This is a genomic window from Ralstonia sp. SA306 (assembly GCF_054792405.1).
Genome location: NZ_CP096451.1, coordinates 274,677 through 295,652, shown reverse-complemented (window position 1 = coordinate 295,652; position 20,976 = coordinate 274,677). Strand labels below are relative to the sequence as shown.

22 protein-coding genes and 1 tRNA gene are annotated in these 20,976 nt (G+C 63.0%); 13 read left to right on the top strand and 10 right to left on the bottom strand.

Annotated elements, in window-relative coordinates:
* The first annotated feature begins 50 nt into the window (after positions 1–50).
* The gene (ffh, locus tag M1D44_RS01435) at positions 51–1,466 is read left to right on the top strand and encodes a signal recognition particle protein (protein WP_024979153.1); all 1,416 of its coding nucleotides are present in this window, start codon (positions 51–53) and stop codon (positions 1,464–1,466) included.
* 68 nt (positions 1,467–1,534) lie between these two features.
* The gene (locus M1D44_RS01430) at positions 1,535–2,083 is read left to right on the top strand and encodes a hypoxanthine-guanine phosphoribosyltransferase (RefSeq protein ID WP_024979154.1); all 549 of its coding nucleotides are present in this window, start codon (positions 1,535–1,537) and stop codon (positions 2,081–2,083) included.
* Between the two features lie 69 nt (positions 2,084–2,152).
* Here M1D44_RS01430 and M1D44_RS01425 read toward each other — a convergent pair whose 3' ends face one another.
* From M1D44_RS01425 to M1D44_RS01410, 4 genes are all read right to left on the bottom strand, one after another.
* A complete protein-coding gene (locus M1D44_RS01425; RefSeq protein ID WP_024979155.1) occupies positions 2,153–2,746 on the bottom strand; it encodes a MarC family protein in 594 nt (197 codons plus the stop codon).
* A gap of 13 nt (positions 2,747–2,759) precedes the next feature.
* The gene (locus M1D44_RS01420) at positions 2,760–3,626 is read right to left on the bottom strand and encodes a 2OG-Fe(II) oxygenase (protein ID WP_024979156.1); all 867 of its coding nucleotides are present in this window, start codon (positions 3,624–3,626) and stop codon (positions 2,760–2,762) included.
* Positions 3,627–3,692: 66 nt separating this feature from the next.
* The gene (locus M1D44_RS01415; protein WP_112183603.1) at positions 3,693–4,454 is read right to left on the bottom strand and encodes a lytic transglycosylase domain-containing protein; all 762 of its coding nucleotides are present in this window, start codon (positions 4,452–4,454) and stop codon (positions 3,693–3,695) included.
* A gap of 23 nt (positions 4,455–4,477) precedes the next feature.
* A complete protein-coding gene (locus M1D44_RS01410) occupies positions 4,478–6,202 on the bottom strand; it encodes a proline--tRNA ligase (RefSeq protein ID WP_112183600.1) in 1,725 nt (574 codons plus the stop codon).
* 220 nt (positions 6,203–6,422) lie between these two features.
* On the opposite strand from M1D44_RS01410, the gene M1D44_RS01405 reads away from it, so the two are divergent.
* Entirely contained in the window at positions 6,423–7,130 is a 708-nt protein-coding gene (locus M1D44_RS01405; protein ID WP_024979159.1) for an RNA pyrophosphohydrolase, read from the top strand.
* A 5-nt stretch (positions 7,131–7,135) separates the two neighbouring features.
* Positions 7,136–7,765: a CNP1-like family protein gene (locus tag M1D44_RS01400; RefSeq protein WP_024979160.1), complete on the top strand. Its 630-nt coding sequence runs from the start codon at positions 7,136–7,138 to the stop codon at positions 7,763–7,765.
* A gap of 72 nt (positions 7,766–7,837) precedes the next feature.
* On the opposite strand, the gene proB is transcribed toward M1D44_RS01400, so the two are convergent.
* The 4 genes from proB to rplU all read right to left on the bottom strand — a co-directional run bounded on the left by proB (position 7,838) and on the right by rplU (position 10,894).
* Positions 7,838–8,962 (bottom strand): glutamate 5-kinase, encoded by a 1,125-nt coding sequence (proB, locus tag M1D44_RS01395; RefSeq protein ID WP_200869066.1) that lies wholly within the window; start codon positions 8,960–8,962, stop codon positions 7,838–7,840.
* Between the two features lie 33 nt (positions 8,963–8,995).
* Positions 8,996–10,090 (bottom strand): GTPase ObgE, encoded by a 1,095-nt coding sequence (obgE, locus tag M1D44_RS01390; RefSeq protein WP_112183598.1) that lies wholly within the window; start codon positions 10,088–10,090, stop codon positions 8,996–8,998.
* A 194-nt stretch (positions 10,091–10,284) separates the two neighbouring features.
* Positions 10,285–10,545 (bottom strand): 50S ribosomal protein L27, encoded by a 261-nt coding sequence (gene rpmA / locus M1D44_RS01385; RefSeq protein ID WP_004633021.1) that lies wholly within the window; start codon positions 10,543–10,545, stop codon positions 10,285–10,287.
* A 37-nt stretch (positions 10,546–10,582) separates the two neighbouring features.
* Positions 10,583–10,894: a 50S ribosomal protein L21 gene (gene rplU / locus M1D44_RS01380; protein ID WP_004633023.1), complete on the bottom strand. Its 312-nt coding sequence runs from the start codon at positions 10,892–10,894 to the stop codon at positions 10,583–10,585.
* 336 nt (positions 10,895–11,230) lie between these two features.
* Here rplU and ispB point away from each other — a divergent pair, with 336 nt between their 5' ends.
* From ispB to M1D44_RS01335, 9 genes are all read left to right on the top strand, one after another.
* Positions 11,231–12,160 (top strand): octaprenyl diphosphate synthase, encoded by a 930-nt coding sequence (gene ispB / locus M1D44_RS01375; RefSeq protein WP_316854229.1) that lies wholly within the window; start codon positions 11,231–11,233, stop codon positions 12,158–12,160.
* A gap of 26 nt (positions 12,161–12,186) precedes the next feature.
* Positions 12,187–12,263, top strand: a tRNA-Pro gene (locus tag M1D44_RS01370).
* Between the two features lie 189 nt (positions 12,264–12,452).
* Positions 12,453–13,727 (top strand): HlyC/CorC family transporter, encoded by a 1,275-nt coding sequence (locus M1D44_RS01365; RefSeq protein ID WP_024979163.1) that lies wholly within the window; start codon positions 12,453–12,455, stop codon positions 13,725–13,727.
* A 259-nt stretch (positions 13,728–13,986) separates the two neighbouring features.
* Positions 13,987–15,714: a type IV-A pilus assembly ATPase PilB gene (gene pilB, locus M1D44_RS01360; RefSeq protein WP_439004847.1), complete on the top strand. Its 1,728-nt coding sequence runs from the start codon at positions 13,987–13,989 to the stop codon at positions 15,712–15,714.
* 44 nt (positions 15,715–15,758) lie between these two features.
* Positions 15,759–17,024: a type II secretion system F family protein gene (locus tag M1D44_RS01355; RefSeq protein ID WP_024979165.1), complete on the top strand. Its 1,266-nt coding sequence runs from the start codon at positions 15,759–15,761 to the stop codon at positions 17,022–17,024.
* Positions 17,025–17,028: 4 nt separating this feature from the next.
* The gene (locus M1D44_RS01350; protein ID WP_024979166.1) at positions 17,029–17,910 is read left to right on the top strand and encodes a prepilin peptidase; all 882 of its coding nucleotides are present in this window, start codon (positions 17,029–17,031) and stop codon (positions 17,908–17,910) included.
* A gap of 13 nt (positions 17,911–17,923) precedes the next feature.
* Positions 17,924–18,538, top strand: coding sequence for a dephospho-CoA kinase (coaE, locus tag M1D44_RS01345; RefSeq protein ID WP_112183592.1), 615 nt, complete (start codon positions 17,924–17,926; stop codon positions 18,536–18,538).
* 135 nt (positions 18,539–18,673) lie between these two features.
* Positions 18,674–19,432, top strand: coding sequence for a cell division protein ZapD (gene zapD / locus M1D44_RS01340; RefSeq protein WP_004633038.1), 759 nt, complete (start codon positions 18,674–18,676; stop codon positions 19,430–19,432).
* A gap of 8 nt (positions 19,433–19,440) precedes the next feature.
* Positions 19,441–19,644 carry a DNA gyrase inhibitor YacG gene (locus M1D44_RS01335; protein WP_024979168.1) on the top strand — a complete coding sequence of 68 codons (204 nt, stop codon included), beginning with the start codon at positions 19,441–19,443 and terminating at the stop codon, positions 19,642–19,644.
* On the opposite strand, the gene M1D44_RS01330 is transcribed toward M1D44_RS01335, so the two are convergent.
* The gene (locus M1D44_RS01330) at positions 19,637–20,086 is read right to left on the bottom strand and encodes an NUDIX domain-containing protein (protein ID WP_024979169.1); all 450 of its coding nucleotides are present in this window, start codon (positions 20,084–20,086) and stop codon (positions 19,637–19,639) included. The genes M1D44_RS01335 and M1D44_RS01330 overlap by 8 nt on opposite strands.
* The gene (locus M1D44_RS01325) at positions 20,076–20,960 is read right to left on the bottom strand and encodes an ATP-binding protein (RefSeq protein WP_316854206.1); all 885 of its coding nucleotides are present in this window, start codon (positions 20,958–20,960) and stop codon (positions 20,076–20,078) included. Before M1D44_RS01325 ends, M1D44_RS01330 begins: the two co-directional genes overlap by 11 nt.
* Positions 20,961–20,976 lie beyond the last annotated feature (16 nt).

Sequence of the window (20,976 nt, the reverse complement as noted above, 5' to 3'; positions counted from 1 at the left end):
CGCCGGCCTCCTCTTCATCCCGTCCCCAATTCCGGATCTCTGTCACTGTCATGCTGGATAACCTGACCCAACGGCTTGCGCGCGTGGTCAAGACCATGCGCGGCGAAGCGCGCCTGACCGAAGCCAACACCGCCGAGATGCTGCGCGAAGTCCGCCTGGCACTGCTCGAAGCCGACGTGGCGCTGCCGGTCGTGCGCGAGTTCATTGCCCGCGTCAAGGAAAAAGCGCTCGGCGAAGACGTCATCACGAGCCTTTCGCCTGGCCAGGCGCTGGTCGGCATCGTGCAGCGCGAACTGACGGCCATCATCGGCGGCCAGGAAGCGCTGGAAGGCGTCGGCAGCAACATCATGGGCGGCCGCGCGGCGGAGCTGAACCTCAACGTCACGCCGCCCGCGATCATCCTCATGGCCGGTCTGCAGGGCGCGGGTAAGACCACCACGGTCGGCAAGCTCGCCAAGTGGCTCAAAGAGAACAAGAAGAAGAAAGTGCTGACGGTGTCGTGCGACGTGTATCGCCCCGCCGCCATCGCGCAGTTGAAGACTGTTTCCGAGCAGGTCGGCGCGGACTTCTTCCCCTCGCAGCCGGACCAGAAGCCTGTAGACATTGCCGCTGCAGCACTGGATTGGGCCAAGAAGCACTACCACGACGTGCTGATCGTCGATACCGCCGGCCGCCTTGGCATCGACGAGGCGATGATGCAAGAAATCGCCGCGCTCCACGCCACGCTCAAGCCGGCCGAAACGCTGTTCGTGGTCGACGCGATGCTCGGCCAGGATGCCGTCAACACCGCCAAGGCCTTCAACGACACCCTGCCTCTGACCGGCGTGGTGTTGACCAAGCTCGACGGGGATGCGCGCGGTGGCGCGGCGCTGTCGGTGCGTCACATCACGGGCAAGCCGATCAAGTTCGTCGGCGTGGCCGAAAAGCTCGACGGGCTGGAGCCGTTCTATCCCGACCGCATGGCCCAGCGGATTCTGGGCATGGGCGACATCCTCGCGCTGGTGGAAGAAGCCCAGCGTGGTGTCGACATGGAAGAGGCGCAGAAGCTTGCCGCCAAGATCAAGAAGACCGGCGGCTTCGACCTCGAAGACTTCAAGGCCCAGATTGGCCAGATGAAGAAGATGGGCGGCCTGGGCGGCCTGATGGACAAGCTGCCTGCACAGTTCGCGCAGCAGGCGCAGGGTGCCAACATGGACCAGGCCGAAAAGCAGGTCCGCCGCATGGAAGGCATCATCAACAGCATGACGGCCGCCGAGCGTGCCAAACCCGAACTCATCAAGGCGAGCCGCAAGCGCCGCATTGCCGCCGGTGCGGGCGTGCAGGTGCAGGAAGTCAACCGTCTGCTCAACCAATTCGAGCAGATGCAATCCATGATGAAAAAGCTCAAAGGCGGCGGCATGATGAAGATGATGCGCGCCATGGGCGGCATGAAAGGCGGCATGAAGGGGATGTTCGGCGGCCGCTGAGCGGGCTACCCTCCTTCCTGAATCGCACCTTTGATCGACACACCGAACCGTTTCACCGAACTGACACGATGCTGAGCGCAGAACAGGCCCGCGAACTCTGGGCCAACTCCGAAGAAATCGTCAGCGAAGACGCCGTGCGCGGCTCGCTGGACCGCATGGCCGAACAGATCACCGAGAAGATCGGTGACACCTTTCCGATGGTGCTGTCCGTGATGGGCGGCGCGGCCGTCTTTACCGGCATGCTGCTGCCCAAGCTGGCTTTCCCGCTAGAGTTCGACTACATCCACCTCTCGCGCTACAACAACAAGACGGTGGGCGGCGAGATGCAGTGGCGCGTGGCACCGCGCGAATCGGTCAAGGGCCGCACGGTGCTGGTGCTGGACGACATCCTCGATGAAGGCGAGACGATGGCCGCCATCCGTTCGCGCATCATCGACATGGGTGCCGCGGAGTTCTATTCCGCCGTGCTGTGCGAGAAGACGCTCAGCAAGTCCAAGCCGCTGTACCCGGACTTCTGCGGTTTCAACGTGCCGGACCGCTACGTGTTCGGCTGCGGCATGGACGCCAAGGGCTACTGGCGCAACCTGCCGACCATCCGCGCGCTCAAGAACACCTGAGGCGGCACCGCGCGGCAAACAAAAAGGGCGACTAATGTGTCGCCCTTTTTGTTTGCCCACGCCCCGCGTTCAAAGCTGGTGCGCGAACGTGCGGATGCCCTTGAGCAGCATCTCCACCGAGATCGCCACCAGAATCAGCCCCATCAGGCGCTCGAACGCCATCACCGTGCGCTCGCCCACGAGGCGCTGGATGTGCGTGGCGCTCAGTAGCACCACGGCGCACACGGCCATCGTCGCGCACAGCGAGCCGACCCACGTCCACATGCGCCCGGGCGCCTGTGACACGAGCAGCATCACCGTGGCCATCGCCGACGGCCCCGCAATGGCCGGAATCGCCAGCGGCACGATGAAGGGCTCACCGGTGGGCTGCGACTCTGCACCACCTTCACGCGGGAAGATCATCCGCAGCGCGATCAAGAACAGCACGATGCCGCCGGCAATCTGCAGCGACATGTCGGTCAGGCTCATCATGCGCAGGAAACTCTCGCCGAAGAACATGAAGACGAGCAGCAGCACGAACGCAATACCGACCTCGCGCAGCACGACGCGGTTGCGGCGCTCAGGCGCTACCGGCCTCAGCGCCGAGATGAAGATGGGAATGTTGCCGAGCGGATCGGTGATCAGCACCAGCAGGACGGTCGCAGAGAGGAACGTGTATTCCATCGCCTAACGTCGATCAGGCGCCGCGACGATAGGGGCGTTCACGCAGCCATTTGGTGGCGATCCATTTTTCACCGCGCTCGACCGGCAGCCCCGCATGCAGCGTGTCTTCGTCCAGCGTGCCGTCGGGGCGTTTGTAGACGAAAAAGACCGCGTTGCCCTTGACCGGCGCCACCTCCAGCCCGAGCTTCGGAAAGCCCGTCGCGCCGCCGGCCTGCACGCTGTTCAGATAGATAACCATGGTAGCCACGCGCTGGCCGCCGACTTCGAGCTGGCGTGCCTCGCCGCTGCGGCCCGGGTTGAAGAAGTCGAAGTGCGGCTGATATTCGCCGCCGGGCTGGTAGTTCAGGACCTGGAAGCCTTCGCCGTGTTCGACCGGCACGCCCACGGCCTGCGCGATGCGTGCCTCGATCTTGGCAATCAAGGGATGCTCGCCCACCTGGAACATCCCGCCCTGGCTGGTGCGTGCCGAAATTAGATTTTCCTCGCCCGTATCGGGATTCACCACGGGCGAACGTTTGAGGCGGTTGCGCCCGATCGCGATCAGTTCGTCGCACTCGGCGTCCGACAGAAAGTGCTGGAACAGCACGATGCGCGGCGTTTCGATCGCAAACAGGATGGGGATATCGCCATCGGCGGTATGCACGGCGTTGCTGTTTTCGACCGCCTGATCGGCGACGGGTGTAGGCGAGGGCGCAGCAATCGGAGCGGGCGCGCGGGCGGTCAGCGCCTCATCGACGACACGGCGCGCGAAGGCGCGGTCGTAGCCAGATTGCACCATCGACGCCACCAGGGATTCGGCTTCGAAACCTTCGGTCACGTGACGCTGCAGCCAGTCGCGCAGCGCGTCAGACATCGTCGCGTACGGTTGGGAGGTGGACATGCGGGATGGAGATGCGGGCGAGCGAAAGATGGCCCTATTGTAGGCCGACCGTTCGTCGACTGAAGATCACGAACCGCCAGCCGGACCGCCAGCAATACGCAGCGGCGAGAACGGATTGCGCGCCGGCACTTCCGGCAACGCCTTGGCACGCGGAGCGGGCCGAAGGGGCTCGGCAGGAACCGGCGCAGACACCGTCATCGCGCTCGACTCCTGATATTGCCAGCGCTTCCAGGCGGCCAGCACGGCATTCGGATATTGCGGCTGCCCCCGGCTGCCGTTGTAGCGGCCCAGCGCCAGATACAGATTGCCGCCTTCCATGTCGAGGTAATGACGCAGGATCGTGCAGCCATAACGCAGGTTGCTCTGCAGATGGAAGAGCTTGCGCGCGTCGTTGTCGCCGATGCTACGTGTCCAGAACGGCATCACCTGCATCAGGCCCATCGCACCGGCACTGCTCATGGCGTACTTGCGGAAACCGCTTTCCACCTGGATGAGGCCGAGCACCAGCGCCGGGTCCAGGCCTGCGCGCTTGGCTTCGTAATACGCCGTCTCGATCAGCTCGACGCGTACCGATGCCTGCGGAATCTTGCCCGACATGCGCACCGACATCTCGGCCAGCCAGCGCAGGTAGCCGAGTTGTTCGTCGTTGCTGGCAAAGACCGGGCGCAGCGGGCGGCTATCGGCCACTGCGGCAGACAGCGCACTGCGCACGGAGTCCGCCAGGTACTCCTCTTTCTGGGCGCCCGCCCACGCCGCCTGCGTGCCCGCGAGCAACGTCCCTGCGCACAGCGCAGTGGCGATCAGGCGGGCGGAGAACAAGCGGGGCATGCGTGGTGGGTCCTGTCGTTGCGTTATTGCGCGAGACGCGCCTTCAGCGTAGCCAGCACGTCGGCCGGTGCCACGGCGGTGGCAGCTTCGTCGCGGCGGCCCTGGAATTCCAGCTTGCCGTCCTTCAGGCCGCGGTCGCCCACCACCACGCGGAACGGCACACCGATCAGCTCCCAGTCGGCGAACATCGCGCCGGGGCGCTCGCCGCGATCGTCCAGCATCACGTCGATACCGGCGGCGACCAGTTCGGCGTGCAGGCGGTCCGCTTCTTCGCGCACGGCGTCGGAGCGGTCGTAACCCACCGGGCAGATCACCACCTGGAACGGCGCGATCGACGCCGGCCAGATGATCCCGCGCGCATCGTAGTTCTGCTCGATGGCCGCACCCAGGATCCGCGTGATGCCGATGCCGTAGCAGCCCATCACCATCGGCTGGGTCTTGCCGTTTTCATCGAGGAACGTCGCGTTCATCGCCTCGGAGTAACGCGTGCCCAGCATGAAGACGTGACCGACTTCGATGCCGCGGCAGATGGCCAGCGTGCCCTTGCCATCCGGCGACGGATCGCCCGCCACCACGTTACGCAGGTCGTAGACCTCGGGCTCGGGCAGATCGCGGCCCCAGTTCACGCCAGTGAAGTGGTAATCCTCTTCGTTGGCGCCGACCACGAAATCACTCATGGCAGCCGCCGTGCGATCGGCCACGACCTTCACCGGCAGCTTCGTGCCGATCGGGCCGAGATAGCCCGGGCGCGTGCCGAACGCGCGCAGGATTTCACCTTCGGTGGCAAAGCGGAAGTCGGCCAGGCCGGGCACCTTCGATGCCTTGACCTCGTTGAGTTCGTGATCGCCGCGCAGCAGCAGCAGCCAGATCTGGGGCTCTCCGCCCTCGACTTCGGTTGCCAGCACGATGGATTTGATCGTGCGCTGCAGCGGGATACCCAATTGTTCGGCCACGGCCTCGCACTTGGCGCGACCCGGCGTATGCGTCTTGGTAAGCGCCTCGGTGACAGCCCCACGCGGCGCAGCCGGAGCCACGGCTTCGGCGGCCTCGATGTTGGCGGCGTAGTCCGAATCCGGGCAATAGATGATGGCGTCTTCGCCCGTGTCGGCAATCACGTGGAATTCGTGCGAGCCAGACCCGCCGATGGCGCCGTTATCGGCGGCCACCGCACGGAACTCCAGGCCGAAGCGCTGAAAGATGCGCGTGTAGGCGTCGTACATCTTCTGGTACGACACCTTCAGGCCCTCGGCGTCGCGGTCGAAGGAGTATGCGTCCTTCATCGTGAATTCACGGCCGCGCATGATGCCGAAACGCGGGCGGCGCTCGTCACGGAACTTGGTCTGGATCTGGTAGAAATTGACCGGCAGTTGCTTGTACGAGCGGATTTCGGTGCGGGCGATGTCGGTCACCACTTCCTCCGACGTCGGCTGCATGACGAAGTCGCGCTCGTGGCGATCCTTGAAACGCAGCAGTTCGTCGCCCATCTTGTCCCAGCGGCCGGTCTCCTGCCACAGCTCGCCCGGCTGTACCACCGGCATCAGCACTTCCACCGCGCCAGCGGCATTCATTTCCTCACGCACGATCTGCTCAACCTTGCGGATCACGCGCAACCCCACGGGCATATACGTATAGAGGCCCGCGCCAAGCTTCTTGATCATGCCGGCACGCATCATCAACTTGTGCGAGACGATCTCCGCGTCGGCGGGCGCTTCCTTGAGCGTGGAAATGAAGAATTGGGACGCTTTCATGCGACTGACAATAAGGGATGACGCGGCCAACCAAAGCCGCGAAAACAAGGGCAAAAGCCACCGGAATCAGGAGATGAGACGAGGCGCCGGGCGCACATTCGCGCAATCGGCACCCCTCCCCCAGGAGGCGCGAGTGAGCGGCAACATTTCGGCGTCTGTGACAGCCGAGCGACGGGCCGCTCTATAATCGGCGTAATTCTAAAGTATTCGAGGTGCAGTCATGCTCGATCGTGAAGGCTTCCGCCCGAACGTCGGCATCATCCTCATCAACGCAAGAAACGAGGTGTTCTGGGGCAAGCGCATTGGCGAGCACTCCTGGCAGTTTCCACAAGGCGGCATCAAATACGGCGAAACGCCCGAACAAGCGATGTTCCGCGAACTGCACGAAGAAGTCGGCCTGTTGCCAGAACACGTCCGGATCGTCGGTCGCACGCGCGACTGGCTGCGGTATGAGGTGCCGGACAAGTTCATCCGCCGCGAAATTCGCGGCCATTACCGGGGCCAGAAACAGATCTGGTTCCTGCTGCGCATGGTCGGTCGCGACTGCGACATCCAGCTGCGCGCCACCGAGCATCCGGAATTCGATGCGTGGCGGTGGAGCCAGTACTGGGTGCCGCTCGAAGCCGTCATCGAGTTCAAGCGCGAGGTGTATCAGTTAGCGCTGTCGGAGCTGTCGCGCTTCGTGCAGCGGCAGACTCGCGCACCGCTCTCGCCCTACGGGCGCGGCGGGCAGCACCGTGAGCGCGACGGACGTGATGCGCGCGATCACCGTGAACGTTCTGGCGGCCAGAGCGGCCGAAACGAGCAGTACGCCCAGCCAGCCCTGACCGTCACCACCACGACGGTCATCGTCGAAACGGTGAGCGTATCCGCACCTGCCCCCTCCTCTCCCAACCCTGACGACACGGCTCCTAAGGACAATTCGTGAATTTGATGACGACGACACGTGGAGCGCGCCGCGCTCTCGTGCCGCTCGCGCTGGCGGCTGCGCTGGCGTTGACGGCATGTGGCCATAACCGCACCGGCGACCTCGAAGACAAGCTGTTGATGGACCCATTCAACGACAAGCCCTTCAAGGAAGACGCTGTGACCTTCCCGGCCCCGCCGGTCGATCGCGATGCCGTGCCGTTCGATGTGGGCGGCCGCAATGATTCGCCGCTGCGCTTTGCCATCGATCCGAAATCGGTGTCGATCGGCAAGGACAACGTAGTGCGCTACACCGTGCTGATCACCAGTAAGACCGGCGCGCGCAACGTGAACTACGAAGGCCTGCGCTGCGACACGGCCGAGCGACGCATCTATGCGACGCTGCGCAATGACACCAACCAGTGGGTCGGCAACCGCGCGGTCGACATGAACGAAACCGCGAATGCTGAATCCGCCAGCATGAACGCCTACAAGCCGGCCACCGATTGGCAGCGCGTTGGCAATGGCGGGCCGACGGACTATGCGTCGGCGCTGATGCGCTCTTACTTCTGCGACGTGCGCTCAGTAGCGGGAGATGGGAAGGCTTCTACGCTCGTGCAACGGTTGGGCGGCAGCGGGCGCTATTTCGGGCCCTAAAGGCGCGGGGTTTCGATTGCCCCCCTTTCGCCCCTACCGGGGCCGAAGGGGGCAAGCCACCAACACCCCAACTCAGAGCAAGACCAAATTATCGCGGTGCACCAACTCCGCAGCGCTCACATACCCCAGCACCGCCTCGATCTCCGAAGACGACTTCCGCGCAATCAAGCGGGCCTCAGCTGACGAATAGTTCGTCAACCCACGGGCCACTTCCAGCCCCGCCGCGTCCACGCACGAGATCACTTCGCCGCGCGCAAACTCGCCCTGCACTTCGGTCACGCCAATCGGCAGCAACGACTTGCCGCCGGCCGTGAGTTTTTCTACCGCGCCGGCATCCAACACCACGCGACCGCGCAGCTGCAGGTGGTCGATCATCCACTGCTTGCGCGCCGCCATCCGCCCGGTCGGCGCGCGAAGTTGCGTGCCGATGGCCTCGCCGTTCGCCAGCCGAGCAAGCACGTCAGCCTCCCGACCCGAAGCAATGATGGTGTGTGCGCCCGATTTTGCCGCGCGCTTGGCCGCCAGAATCTTCGTCAGCATGCCGCCCTTGCCAATGCTCGAACCGGCGCCGCCAGCCATCTGCTCAAGGTCGGGCGTGCCGGCTTGCGCCTCGTCGACAAAGCGAGCGCCTGGGTCCTTGCGCGGATCAGCGGTATACAGGCCGCGCTGGTCTGTCAGGATGATCAGCGCATCGCCTTCGATCAGGTTGGTGACAAGCGCACCCAGCGTGTCGTTGTCGCCGAACTTGATTTCATCGGTGACAACGGTGTCGTTCTCGTTGATGATCGGCACGACACCGAGGCTCAGCAGCGTGAGCAGCGTGGAACGCGCGTTGAGGTAGCGCTCCCGATCAGCCAAATCGCCGTGCGTGAGCAGCACCTGCGCTGTGCGGATGCTGTGCCGCGCGAACTCAGATTCGTACACCTGCGCCAGCCCCATCTGCCCGACGGCAGCGGCGGCCTGCAACTCATGAATTTCCTTCGGACGCTTGGCCCAGCCCAACCGCTGCATGCCCTCGGCGATGGCGCCGGAGCTCACCAGCACGACTTCCTTGCCCGCCGCCCGTAACGCCGCGATCTGCGCGGCCCAGCGGGCAATGGCGGCCTGGTCGAGGCCACGGCCATCGTTGGTAACCAGGCTGGAACCGACCTTGACGACAAGGCGGCGCGCATCGGCAATCAGCGAATGCAGGGCCATGGTGGGCGTGTCTCCGAAGAATGTCTGTTGTGTTTAGGCTTGATCGTCGTGGTCGACGTTGTGCAGTGTCGGATCCAGACGCTGGTCGGGCGCGGCCGCTGCGGCGTCCTCTTCAGCGCGCAGCTCGTCGAGGTATTCCTGGATCGCGTGGACAAGCGCCTGCGTGCCATCGTGCGTCAACGCAGAAATGCGGTGCACCGGGCCCTTCCACTTGAAGCGTTTCACGAAGTCTTTCACGCGCGCTTCACGTTCGTCCTCGGGCACCATGTCGAGCTTGTTGAGCACGAGCCAGCGCGGCTTGTCGAAGAGTTCAGCGTCGTACTTCTTCAACTCGCCGACAATCGCCTTGGCTTCGGCCACGGGGTCGACGTTCTCGTCGAACGGGGCGAGATCCACCACGTGCAGCAACACGCGCGTACGCTGCAGGTGCCGCAAGAACTGGTGGCCCAAACCGGCGCCTTCCGCTGCGCCTTCGATCAGGCCGGGAATGTCCGCCACCACGAACGATTTCGATGGGCCACTCCGGACCACACCCAGGTTCGGGTGCAGCGTCGTGAACGGGTAGTCGGCAATCTTCGGGCGCGCATTGGAAATGGCGGTGATCAGCGTCGATTTGCCCGCATTGGGCATGCCGAGCAAGCCCACGTCGGCCAGCACCTTCAACTCGAGGCGAAGGTTGCGGCGCTCACCGGCCTTGCCGTCGGTCTTCTGGCGCGGCGCGCGGTTGGTGCTCGACTTGAAGTGAATGTTGCCCCAGCCGCCCTCGCCGCCCTGCGCCAGGCACAGGCGCTGACCGTCGATCGTCAGGTCGGCGATCAGCTCTTCCGTGTCGGCATCGTAAATGGCAGTGCCCACAGGCATGCGCAGAGTGATGTCGTCGCCAGCGGCGCCGTAGCAGTCGGCACCGCGACCGTTTTCGCCGTTGCGCGCGAGATGCTTCTTGGCAAAGCGGTAGTCGATCAGGGTGTTGATGTTGCGGTCAGCCACGGCCCACACGCTGCCGCCACGCCCACCGTCGCCGCCGTCCGGTCCGCCAAACGGGACGAATTTCTCGCGGCGCATCGAGGCGCTGCCGTTGCCGCCGTCACCAGCGATCACTTCAATCCGGGCTTCGTCGATGAACTTCATGGAGGTCTCCGCCCGTGCGGCGTACGCACGGCAGGTAAAAAGAAATCGGCGCCACTCGCGCCGTCGCTAACAGAACGCACCTGGAACACGCGCCAAGAAGCAGCGTACCGCCCAGGATCAAAGTCGCGTTTTGTTAGCGGCCAGAAACGAAAAAGCCCCGCACGGGTGCGGGGCCTTTCTACTACAAGGCTGAATCAGGCCGCCGGAACAACGTCGACGAACTGCTTCTTGCCTTCGCCGCGGTTGGCGAACTTCACGTGGCCATCGACCAGCGCGAAGAGGGTGTGGTCCTTGCCCATGCCCACGTTCACGCCAGCATGCGTGCGGGTGCCGCGTTGGCGAACGATGATGCCGCCAGCGTTGATGGCTTGACCGCCGTACACCTTCACGCCCAGGCGCTTCGACTCGGAATCGCGGCCGTTCCGTGTGGAACCGCCGCCTTTTTTCTGTGCCATGACTGAACTCCTATCCGGTTACGTAGACGACGCAGCCTTAGGCCACGATCGAGTCGATACGCAACTCGGTGTAATTTTGACGATGCCCTTGGCGCTTTTGATAGTGCTTACGACGGCGCATCTTGAAGATGTGCACTTTGTCGTGACGACCATGGGAGATGACGGTGGCTTTGACGGCAGCCCCGCTCACCAGCGGCGCACCAACCTTGAGTTGGTCGCCGGCGCCCACTGCGAGCACCTGGTCAAGCGTGATTTCTGCGCCAACGTCCGCCGGTATCTGTTCTACTTTCAGTTTTTCGCCAGCAGCAACCTTGTATTGCTTACCGCCGGTTTTTACGACCGCGTACATTGTCGGACCTCGATAAAAGAACTAAAACATGACTCTTGCGCCACTTGTCGACCGCATGCGCAGACAACGGACACAGAGAACTCGCAACTATACAAGAAAAACTCAAGCAAATCAAAGGCTAATCGCCCAATGCGTGTGCTGCGCCCGCACAACGACCAGCCACATCAAGCGTCGGGCGACACGCCATCGGGCAAACTACTTGGTTGCTCTATAATCTCGCGGTTTTTTGCGCCGCATCGCTCGCGCGCAAGTCGACTATCAGCCACACGCCTTCTGTCGGAATTCGCCTTGACCCAAATCTCCGCCTCCGTCCTGCTCGCCCCTGTCGCTGAAGACATGCGCGCCGTCGATGCCGTGATCCGCCGCCGCCTGGGCTCGGAGGTGGTACTGATCAATCAGATTGGTGAATACATCATCAGCGCCGGCGGCAAGCGGCTGCGTCCAGTGATCCTGCTGCTGGTGGCAAATGCGCTCGGCTACAAGGGCGAGCATCAGCACGAGCTGGCCGCCGTGGTCGAGTTCATCCACACAGCCACGCTGCTGCACGACGACGTGGTTGACGAATCCGACTTGCGCCGCGGCCGAAAGACCGCCAACGCCGTGTTCGGCAATGCGGCCAGCGTGCTGGTGGGCGACTTCCTGTATTCGCGCGCCTTCCAGATGATGGTGCAGGCCAACAGCATGCGCATCATGCAGATCCTGGCCGACGCAACCAACATCATTTCCGAAGGCGAGGTTCTGCAGCTGCTGAACATGCACGACCCAGACGTGACGGAAGAGCGCTACCTGCAGGTCATTCGCTACAAGACCGCCAAGCTTTTCGAGGCGGCCGCACAGATTGGCGCAGTGCTCTCAGGCGCGGACGCCGCCACTGAAGAAGCCGCCGCCGAATACGGCCGCCGCATCGGCACCGCGTTCCAGATCGTCGATGACCTGCTCGACTACACGTCCACCGCGGATCAAATGGGCAAGAACGCCGGCGACGACCTGCGCGAGGGCAAGCCAACCCTGCCGCTCATCCACCTGCTATCGAACGGCACGGAAGAACAACGCGCACTGGTGCGCCAAGCCATCGAGCAAGGCGGCACGGAACATTTCGATGCGATCTTCGCCGCCATTCAGGCTTCCGGCGCATTGGAGTACACGCGCCAAGCCGCCGAGCGCGAAGCCGCCGCAGCTGAAGCAGCAGCAAACGCATTCCCCCCTTCCCTTTTCCGCCAGACGCTGATAGACTTGTGTGCTTTCTCGCTGCAACGTCAGTCCTGACACGCACGAGATCTGCGAAGAAGCATCGGGGTGTAGCTTAGCCTGGTAGAGCGCTACGTTCGGGACGTAGAGGCCGGAGGTTCGAATCCTCTCACCCCGACCAGTTTCTCGTATTCAAGTCGTTCCTGCGGCACGGTTTTCAGCATCGCCGCACAGCAATTCCCAGGCATTTTCCGCATCGTCCGCTCAATCCAGCGGGGTGTTGCGCTGTCCGCGCGGCCAATGGCCGTGTGCGCAGAAGCGGCAAACCCCTCTGTTATAGTGGGCGCTTCGCCGCCCTTCCCCTCCCGCTTTGGACTCTTGGCCGCTCTGGGCACAAATCGGCGCCGTCGTGCTGCTGTTGTGCTGCTCCGCCTTCTTCTCGATTTCCGAAACCGCGATGATGGCGCTCAACCGCCATCGCCTGCGGCATCTTGCCAAGTCCAACGTATCGGGCGCGCGCAATACGCAGCAGTTGCTCGGTCAGACCGACAAGCTGCTTTCACTCATCCTGATCGGCAACAATCTGATCAACACCGCCGTGCCGGTGCTGATCACCACCTTGGCCATCCACTACTTCGGCAACAACGGAACGACGCTGTCGATTGCCACGGCCATCGTCGCGTTTCTTATCATCGTATTCGCCGAGATTGCCCCCAAGATCGTGGGCGCGACCTACCCCGAACGCGTGGCCTTCCCGGCCAGCTTCATCATCAAGCCGCTGCTGCAGATTTCGACGCCGCTGGTCGCGGTGGTCAACGCGTTTGCCATGGGTGTGCTGAGATTGGTGCGCATCAACACGCGTAAGGCGCCAGAGCAGCGCATGTCGACCGAGGAACTGCGCACGCTGGTGCTGGAATCAGGCAACTTCATTCCGCACAAGCACCGCAGCATCCTGCTCAACCTGTTCGATCTTGACGTCATCACCGTGGACGACGTGATGACGCCGCGCGCGCGGGTTGAATCGCTCGATCTGTCGCGCCCGATTGAAGAAGTCATCCAGCAGCTCGAGACCTGCTATCACAACAAGCTGCCGGTGTTCGAGCAGGACAGCGATCAGGTGATCGGCATCCTGCATGTGCGCAAGGCGCTGTCGCTGCTCGGGCACACCGAACTTACGCACGACGATTTCCGAGGCCTGCTGGCCGAGCCATATTTCGTACCGAGCGGCACGCCCGTTTTCCGGCAACTGCAGTACTTTCAGGAGAATCGCCGCCGCATCGGTCTGATCGTCAATGAGTATGGCGACATGCTGGGGCTGGTGACGCTCGAAGACATCATCGAAGAGATGATCGGCGAGTTCACCACCACGCTGCCCAACGCCGGCAAGCTGGCCTGGGACAAGGAAGGCACTTATCTTGCGGATGCGGGAATGTCATTGCGCGATCTGAACCGGCGCCTCGGCCTGAGCCTGCCGACCGACGGCCCGAAGACGCTCAACGGGCTGGTACTGGAAGTGCTGGAAGAGATTCCCGAGGCGACGGTCAGTGTGAAGATTGCGGGCTGCGTGATGGATATCGTCCAGATGGACAGCCAGTCGATCCGCACGGTGCGGCTGCATCAGCCGCCGCAGCCAAAGCGCAGTTGACGCCACACTCGAGAGCAAACGCTTCAGTTGGGGCGGTTTTCTGCCGATGTGGCACAAATGCAAGCTGCGCTTTGATGTGCGCTTTACAAATACAGGGGCGGTCGGCAAACTGCCCCGGTTCCGGACACCACCCCCCACGAATGGGTGGGGTACCGGCTGCAGAACATAAAACAATCGCCTTGGGGGGCGAGCGCACGCTGGAGGCGGTGGGGCCCGGCGCACGCTGAAATGGTCAGCTTCAGCCTGACGGACTGGACTCATGACACTCGGACTCGCTCTAGCGCAGAGCCGGCGGATCGCGCCGACGTTACTCACCCAGCTCGAACAGAGCGCGCGTGAAAAACGCACGCAGTTGATCGACGAACTGGTGAGCAGCGGGATCATGAGTGCGCACGACCTTGCCATGTTTGTCGCCGGCAAGTATCAGATGCCGCTGCTGGACCTGGCGCAGTACAAGCTCGACACCGTACCGGCCGTGCTGTCGGCCAACAAGCACTTTGCTCAGTTGCGCCTGTTGCCGCTGGGCCGTCGCGAAAACCGTCTCATCCTGGCCACGTCAGACCCGAGCGATCCGAAGCCAATCGAAGAGCTGCGTCAGAAGATGAACGTGGCCATCGAAACGGTCATCGTGGAGCACGACAAGCTGGTGCGGCAACTGAGCATCGCCAATGAAGCGCCGGCCGAGATCAAGTCGCTCTTCCCCAAGCAGGAAGCTACGCAGATCGAGTACGACCCGGGCGCTGCTGCCGCCACGCGTCGCACCACCACCGATGGCATCGACGATGCCCCCGTGGTGCGCTTCCTGCAGAAGCTCTTCACCGAGGCCCTGTTGCGCGGCGCGTCGGACTTGCATTTCGAGCCCTTTGAAACGTTTTACCGCGTGCGTTTCCGTATTGACGGCATCCTCGCGCAGGTCGCGCAGCCGCCGCTGGATATCCGGGACAAGATCGCCACCCGCATCAAGGTGCTCTCGCGCCTCGACATCTCGGAAAAGCGCGTGCCGCAAGACGGCCGCATGAAGCTGCTCATCACCGTCCCGAAAGACCGCAAGGACAAGGACAACAAAGAGACGATCGAGCGCGCCATCGACTTCCGGGTGTCGACGCTGCCGACGCTGTTCGGCGAGAAGATCGTGATCCGGATTCTGGAGTCGTCCACCGAGCGGCTCGATATCGACCAGCTCGGCTACGAGCCGGAGCAAAAGCAGTTGCTGCTCGACGTGATCAAGCGCCCGTATGGCATGGTGCTCGTGACGGGACCAACCGGCTCAGGCAAGACGGTGTCGCTGTACACTTTCCTGAACAGGCTGAACCAAGGCGACATCAATATCTCTACCGCCGAAGATCCGGCGGAAATCCAGTTGCCCGGCATCAACCAAGTCAACGTGAATGACAAGGCGGGCCTGACCTTTGCGGCGGCGCTGAAGTCGTTCCTGCGGCAGGATCCGGACATCATCATGGTGGGCGAAATCCGGGATCTGGAAACGGCCGACATTTCGATCAAAGCCGCACAGACCGGTCACTTGGTGTTTTCCACGCTGCACACCAACGACGCCCCGACCACGCTGACCCGCCTGATGAACATGGGGGTGGCGCCGTTCAACATCGCGTCGTCGGTGCTGCTGATTACGGCGCAGCGTCTGGCACGCCGGTTGTGCAAGGATTGCAAGAAGCAGGGGCCGCTGCCCAAGGAAACGCTGCTCGACGCGGGCTTTACCGAAGCGGACGTCGACGGCTCCTGGCAGCCGTATCACCCGGTCGGTTGTGAGACCTGCAACGGCAGTGGCTACAAAGGCCGGGTCGGCATTTACCAGGTCATGCCGATCACCGAAGCGATCCAAGAGATCATTCTCACGCACGGCACGGCGCTGCAGATTGCCGAGCAGGCACGCAAGGACGGCGTGATGTCGCTGCGCGAATCGGGCTTGCGAAAAGTGAAGCAGGGGCTGACTTCCCTAGAGGAAGTGCTGGCCACAACGAACCAATAACCTTCTCGATCAATCGTTCCCATACCGGGGGGTAGGAACCAACCATGGCCACACGAGCACCTGCCGCGAATCGCGCGGCCGCCGCGCCAGCGCGAAAGACCGCCAAGACAAAGGCGCCCACGCAGTACATCTTCGAGTGGGAAGGCAAAGATCGCAAAGGCAAGATCTTCAAGGGCGAGATGCGCGCCGAGAGCATCACCGAGGTGAATGCCGTCCTGCGCAAGCAAGGCTTGTCGATCACCAAGTCCAAGCGCCGTCGTGCGGCCCGCGGCAAGAAGATCACGCCGAAGGACATCGCCTACTTCACGCGCCAGCTCTCGACCATGTTGAAGGCCGGCGTCCCGCTGCTTCAGTCGGTCGACATCATCGCGAAGGGCCACGCCAATCCGAATTTCACACAGCTGCTGACGGAAATCCGTTTCGACATCGAGTCGGGCAGCAGCATGGCGCAAGCCTTCCGCCGACATCCCAAGTACTTCGACACGCTGTACTGCAACCTGATCGACGCGGGCGAGCAAGGCGGTATTCTGGATGCGCTGCTCGAGCGGCTTTCGCTGTACATGGAGAAGTCGATCGCGCTGAAGGCACAGATCAAGTCGGCGATGATCTATCCGATCTCGGTGCTGACGGTGGCGTTTGCCGTGACCGTCGTCCTGATGATTTTTGTGGTGCCGTCGTTCAAGGGCGTGTTCTCCAGTTTCGGCGCCGATTTGCCGGCGCCGACGCTGTTCGTCATTGCGATATCGGATTTCTTCGTCAAGTGGTGGATACCCATCGTGCTGGGCCCCATCGCCGGCATCGCGCTGTTTTCACGCGCATTCAAGCGATCCGAAAACGTCCAGCGTTCGACGCATCGCGTTATCCTAAATATCCCCATCTTTGGCGACATCATTCGCAAAGCGACCATTGCTCGCTGGACTCGCACGCTGGCGACAATGTTCGCAGCGGGCACACCGTTGGTGGAATCGATGGAGTCGGTCGCCGGTGCCGCCGGCAACTGGATCTACCATGATGCAACCCTGGAGGTTCAGCAAGCGGTACGTATCGGCACAAGTCTCACCAACGCCATGCAGGCCACGCATGTGTTCGACAACATGGTTCTGCAGATGACGCAAATCGGTGAAGAGTCTGGTGCCCTGGACAACATGCTGCTCAAGGTGGCCGAGTTCTACGAGCGTGAGGTGGACGATGCGGTCGCCAACATCTCGACTTTGATCGAGCCAATCATCATCGTCTTCCTCGGTGTGATGATCGGTGGCATGGTTGTGGCGATGTATTTACCGATCTTCAAACTTGGTACGGTGGTCTGACGCAATGCCCGAGATGTTCATCATCTCCACGCTGACGCAACTGCCGGCGTGGTTCGTGATTGCCGCCGGCGGACTGGTGGGCTTGCTGGTCGGCAGCTTCCTCAACGTGGTGATCCACCGCCTGCCGCGCATGATCGAGCGAGAGGAGGCCAACTACATCGCCGAGCTTCGCGAAGAGCCACTGCCTCATCCCGACGCATACAACCTGATCGTGCCGCGCTCGGCGTGCCCGTCGTGCGGTCATCAGATCAAGGCGATCGAGAACGTCCCCGTGTTGAGCTGGCTTGCGCTGCGCGGCCGGTGCAGTGCCTGCAAAACGCCCATCTCGTGGCGATATCCCGCGGTGGAACTGGTCACCGGTCTGCTGACGGCGGCCTGCCTGTGGCACTTCGGCCCGACGTGGGTGGCAATTGCGTCGGCGGTGCTGCTTTGGTTCCTGATCGCCGGCACGATGATCGACGCCGACACGCAGCTGTTGCCCGACGCCATCACGCAGCCCCTGCTCTGGCTTGGGCTGGGCGTGAACCTGTTCGGCATGTTCACGCACCTGCCCGATGCGGTGATTGGCGCGATGGCCGGCTACCTGTTCCTGTGGTCGATCTACTGGGCCTACAAGCTGCTGCGCGGCCGTGAGGGCATGGGCTACGGCGACTTCAAGCTGATGGCCGCACTCGGCGCGTGGTTCGGCTGGCAGGCGCTGCCACTGGTGGTGCTGCTCTCGTCGGTCGTGGGGCTAGTGTTTGGGCTCGTGCGCATTGCGCGTGGTGCGAAGAGCGAATCGCCGTTCTCGTTCGGGCCGTTCATTGCCGGGGCCGGCGTGATCGCACTGCTGGCCGGCCCGCAATTGCTGATGATGGCGGGCCTCGGTCCTCTGTTTGCGCCATAAGGGCACGGCGAATATGCGCGTGATCGGTTTGACCGGCGGCATCGGCAGCGGCAAAAGCTACGTGGCTGACCGCCTGGCGGAGCGCGGTGCGGCCATTGTCGACACCGACGCCATCGCCCACGAGATCACCGCACCGGGCGGTGCCGCCATCGCCAAGCTGGTCGAGACTTTCGGCGCCGGTATCCTGCGCGCCGACGGCGCGATGGACCGCGATGCCATGCGCGCGCTCGCCTTCTCCGATGCCACCGCCAAATCGCGGTTGGAGCAGATCACGCATCCGCTCATCCGCGAGATTGCGCTGTCACGTGGTGCCGCGGCGCGGGCGTCGGATGCGCATCCGTACCTCGTCTACGTGGTCCCCCTGTTGGTGGAGTCCCTCGCCGGGCATCACAGCTGGCGCACGCTGGTCGACCGCATTCTGGTGGTCGACTGCCCGGTTGAGACGCAGATCGCCCGCGTGATGGCCCGTAACGGTCTGCCGCGCGCGCAGGTGGAAGCCATCATCGCGCGCCAGGCCTCACGCGAAGCCCGCCTTGCTGCAGCCGACGACGTGATCGACAACAGCGGCGCGCTGGCCGACCTCCTGCCGCAGATCGACCGTCTGGACCTAACCTACAGGTCGAACTGAAACGATCTGAAAGCGGTCGTCACAGCCCTTTGCATTGTGATGAACGAGGGTCTCGCATAGAATGCGGGCAGATCGAGGCCAAATGGGCTTCGGGGCCGCATATGCCAGCGGGCCAGCACACCGGGCACCCAAGTTTTGATCCTGTACGAATATCCCTTCAACGAACGCATTCGGACGCTGCTGCGCCTCGAAGACTTGTTCGAGCGGCTGGATTTCTTTCTCGTGCAGGAACACCCGCTGCAGCACCATGTGGCGCTGACCACGCTGTTCGAAGTGGTGGACGTGGCAGGGCGCGCCGACCTCAAATCCGACCTGCTGAAGGAACTCGATCGCCAGCGCCAGACGCTCACCGCCCTGCGCGCCAATCCGCAGATCGACCAGGACGCGCTTGATGCCGTCATCAGCGAGCTGGAAACCGCCTCGGGCAATCTCACTGCCACGCATGGCAAAGCCGGCCAGCTTATCGCCGACAATGAATGGCTGACGAGCATCCGCAGCCGCGCGATCATCCCCGGCGGTACGTGCGAGTTTGATCTGCCGGCGTATTTTGCATGGCAGCATCATCCTGCCGAGCGCCGCCGCGCCGACATCATCAAATGGGCTCAACCGCTGGTGCCGCTGCGCGACGCCACGATGATCGTGCTGCGCCTGCTGCGCGAATCGGGCCAGAGTGGCAAGGTGATTGCTAACGCTGGTAGCTATCAGCAGATGCTGTCGGGCCGCGTGTACCAGCTGATGCAGGTGCGCTTGGATGAGTCGGCACTGGGGTTCATCCCCGAGATCAGTGCCAACAAGTACATGCTCTGGGTGCGCTTTACCCAGCAGGATGGCGACCTGCGACCCAAGCCGGTCGATGCGGATATCCCGTTCCAGCTGAAGCTCTGTAATTTCTGAGCCGCACCATGAATGTGAAGACCGTCAAATGCCCCAGCTGCGGCAAGCCCGTGCCTTGGGTGGCTGAGAGCCGCTACCGCCCCTTCTGCTCCGAGCGCTGCAAGCAGATCGACCTGGGCGCCTGGGCCGCCGAGCAGTACACCATCCCCGTGGTCGAAGAAGACGACCTGCCCGACGCTCCTGGCGGCGATACGAGCGGCAAACTCAACTAGCCGTCGCTTCCTCGCGCATCCATTCGAAGACGGGCAACGTTGCCGGCAGCACCGGATCAACGCTGATCGGCAGCGTCTGCCAGGCGAAATCCTGGCCTTCCAGCGGGCGCAGTGTCCCGTCCCACGCCGTTACCTTGCAGAAGTGCAGACGCACGTACGCGTGTGGGTAGTCGTGCTCGATGGTGTGCCACGGCACGCAGGTGCGCAGCGTGACATCCAGCTCTTCCTTCAACTCACGCGTGAGCGCGGCTTCCACCGATTCGCCCGCTTCCAGCTTGCCGCCAGGGAATTCCCAGTAGCCCGCATACGGCTTGCCCTCGGGACGCTGCGCCAGCAAGAACTGGCCGTCCGACTGCACCAGCACGCCGACGGCCACTTCGGTGATCTTGCGGCCGTCTGGCGTGTGTGTCGGTGGCACTTGAGTCAGGTTGTCAGTCGACATGCTGCCGCCCATGCTTGCCGCCCCAGTCGCGGGCGAATTGCCAGGCCACGCGGCCCGAACGCGAACCACGCTCGAGCGCCCAGACCAGCGCATCGCCACGTGCGGCAGCGATGTCCTCCTCGCTGCAGCCGAAGTGCCAGAGCCAGTGGCCGACGATGGTCAGGTATTCGTCCTGCTTGGGCGGGTAGAACGACAGCCACAGCCCGAAGCGCTCCGACAGCGATATCTTCTCCTCCACCACCTCGCCCGGATGGATTTCGCCGTCCGATGTGTGCTGATAGGTCTCGTTGTCCTTCATGTACTCCGGCAGCAGATGGCGCCGGTTGGACGTCGCGTAGATCAGCACATTGTCCGACTGCGTTGCCACCGAGCCGTCCAGCGCAGACTTCAGCGCCTTGTAGCCCGATTCGCCCTCTTCGAACGAAAGGTCATCGCAGAAGATCGCGAAGCGCTCCGGACGCGTCGAAAGTTGCTCGACGATATCGCCCAGATCAGCCAGATCATCCTTGTCGACTTCAACAAGGCGCAGGCCTTCCTTCACGAATTCGTTCAGGCACGCCTTGATGAGCGATGACTTGCCGGTGCCCCGCGCACCCGTGAGCAGCACATTGTTGGCCGGCAACTTGCGCACGAACTGGCGGGTGTTGGCGACGATGGCGTCTTTCTGGCGCTCGATGTTGTGCAGATCGCTCAGGTGGATCGGCGGCAGCTGGCGGATCGGCGCGAGATAGCCGATGTTGCCGAACAGGCTCTGACGTTTGCGCCAGCGGAAGGCAACGGCCTCGTTCCAATCTGCCTCGGTCAGTTCGGGCGGCAGCCATTGCTCCAGCCGCCCGAGAAAGCGGTCGAGCCGTGCGGAAAGGTCGGACGACATAGCGGCGGACTCCGGA